The organism is Paenibacillus sp. N3.4 (genome assembly GCF_008017805.1).
Lineage (GTDB): Bacteria > Bacillota > Bacilli > Paenibacillales > NBRC-103111 > Paenibacillus_E.
Window position 1 is genome coordinate 1 of sequence record NZ_VRTT01000179.1, and the last position, 2,298, is coordinate 2,298.

The 2,298-nt window shown below is 41.4% G+C and carries 1 protein-coding gene; it reads left to right on the forward strand.

What is annotated here, in order from left to right:
• Positions 1–194: 194 nt before the first annotated feature.
• Complete coding sequence (locus FU659_RS34775) at positions 195–2,285, forward strand: alpha/beta hydrolase fold domain-containing protein (protein WP_147951709.1); 2,091 nt, start codon at positions 195–197, stop codon at positions 2,283–2,285.
• Positions 2,286–2,298: the final 13 nt, after the last annotated feature.

Genomic DNA, 2,298 nt, shown 5'->3' on the forward strand with positions numbered 1-2,298 from the left:
TTATTTTAGTGCCGAGTCAAAAGCATTCCTTAGCAATGTGTTATATTACGCTTAATATTCCTATGAATACATCATTGTGACATACAACATAGCGTTATAAAATAAATGTATATCTGACATTTTATGGGCTAGCTCATCTTGATGTCAGGGTTTTTCTTGATAAAAGAGAAAATTTAGGTTTGGAGGTTGTCTGTTTGAAGCGTCTGCTTATTTATGGTCTTACGATTTTACTCGTCATTCTAGGATTTTTGATGGTTTTACATCAACAGGGGAATAAGGATACGAATGAACACCAACAGCAAAAAAATGTTTCCGCGAATACATCAGAAATCAAAGTGATGCCAGTCTATGCGAGCGTTAATGATGAGCAGAGTAAAGTCAGGTATTTAAACCCCCAATACGAAGTTAATGTGCAAAGTGATATCGTCTATGCAAGCAAAAAGAATGAGTCTGAAGCCGAAGAAACATTGAAATTTGATTTATATGAGCCTAAAAGCGATAACAATGAGATGAGACCTGTATTTATTTTCATCCATGGAGGAGGCTATAAGGAAGGAAGCAAGTTCGATGGGGCATCTATTTCCATAGCGATGGCTAAGCGTGGTTATATCGTCCTGTCCATGGATTATAGACTGAAAAACGATCCATTTGTCAACTTTCCTCATACGCTTTCTGATGCTTATGAAGATATTTTCGATGTGTTGGGTTGGATTAACAACAACGCAGCAGTCTATAAGCTGGACATAGAACACTTAGCAATAGGCGGGGACTCTGCCGGTGGTCATCTATCCATGAATTTTGTTAATGAATATTTGCAGCATGAGCCTTCAATTGTTAAATCTATATTTGCTGTAGTGGATATTTATGGCGGAATGCTGACTGGCAGTATACATGAAAATTTACCACCCATTTTGATCATACACGGAACGATTGATAACGTGGTTCCCTACCAACAGAGCTTAGATTTAAATGATGCGTTAGAGAAGAACGGTCTTTATCATAATTTGTTCACGATGGAAGGTGCCGGTCATGACTATAAAAACGCAAAATATTCAGATGAAGTCATTGAGACGACATCGCATTTTTTGTGGAATGTCATGGGCCGTCCAAAGGCCGAATGGCTTCCAGAAAACGCGAGTATCCTAGCAGTTTCCGGTAATCCATTCGAAATAAAACTGCCTGAAGGCTATGCCCACAAATCTACGGCTGGGCCGCTCAAAATCGTATTGCCGGCAGGATGGTCGCTAGGTAAGAGTGAAAGTGGTCAGTCTCTTCGAGTACAAATTCCTGCAGGCTTGGATAGAGGGAATTTTTCGATCTTTGTATCTATGGATCAAGGGAGAGAAGCTGCACGAGCATATGCGATTAACGTCAATGTAATCGATCCTTTGACTGAGAATCTTGTAACCTATTTTGACCCGAAAGACCATAAAATAAAAACCCGCATGCAAGTCACCAATCATTCGAAAAGTGATTTCAGTGGTTCTATTGAGGTAGCTTATGAAACGGAGCAGGCATCCCAAGGAACATTCACCACCCATGTGGCTCAATTAGAGTCAGGGAGAAGCGCAACTTTCAATATTCCTGAACTGGCAAGAGGAATGAGAGTCTTAAAAGCATTTAATCCTTCTGGAACATTGCTGCAGTCGACAGAAGACTCGATACATGCGCTTCTCATTCCTAAGCTCCAAAAGCCGATCCACATGGACGGGGACTTGAATGAGTGGAAAAATGAGGTTCGTTTTGAAGTGAGCGAGGTTAAAGTAAACGGATGGAAGGGGATAGAAGATACCAGTGCCGTCGGCTATTTATCCTGGGACGCCAACAACTTGTTTCTCGCGGTGGAGGTTACTGACGATAAACATGTCCAAAAGGCGCAAGACAGCGCGATATGGAGTGGGGACAGCATACAGCTAGGGATTGGCATAGCGAATGCAGATGGCAGCGTTCCGAAAGAATATCATGAAATGGGTGTAGCAATGGGGGACAATGGGCACTTGTCCAAGTGGCGTTGGATTGCACCGAGGGGTTTTAGTACCGACGGATCTTTTGCAGCTGATTATGCGATCCATCGCAAAGATCAAAAAACGATTTATGAAATGGCTATTCCATGGAAAGAGTTGATTACAGACAACGCGCTGGTGAAACTAGGAATGAAATTAAAGTTTTCAATGTTGGTCAACGATAATGATGGCGATGGGCGCAAAGGTTGGTTGGAATATAATAGCGGAATAGGTTCATCTAAGGATATTAACGCTTTCGGTGATTTATATTTGACTGACTAACAGGAACTATATA